We start from the raw sequence: 259 nt of genomic DNA on the forward strand, positions 1-259 counted from the left end.
GGAAGCCAATCCAAGGTTGTGTTCGATCTCCTTGATGACTGGACAAAGCACTATGCGTTCGAGAGCATCGCGACGGAGGTCGACGAAGCGTATCGACGTTTGTTTGCTCGTGCGGACGCGGTAACTGCGAATGCGGAAGGCACCGTCGAGTTGGCGAAGCGCTACGGCCGCGACGATGTGATCTTCATCCCGAACGGTTGCGACCCGGGGCGATTCAATCCGCTGAGTTCGGCGTCGGGTGCACTGACCGTGGGGTATG

The 259-nt window shown here is 59.1% G+C and carries 1 protein-coding gene; it reads left to right on the top strand.

Annotated features, from left to right (window positions below):
- Nucleotides 1-18 precede the first annotated feature (18 nt).
- The coding region (locus tag SB754_RS21235) for a hypothetical protein (protein ID WP_410784319.1) at nucleotides 19-259 on the top strand (241 nt) is incomplete at its 3' end.

The sequence above is a fragment of the Leifsonia sp. SIMBA_070 genome (genome assembly GCF_046534635.1).
Taxonomy (GTDB): domain Bacteria; phylum Actinomycetota; class Actinomycetes; order Actinomycetales; family Microbacteriaceae; genus Leifsonia.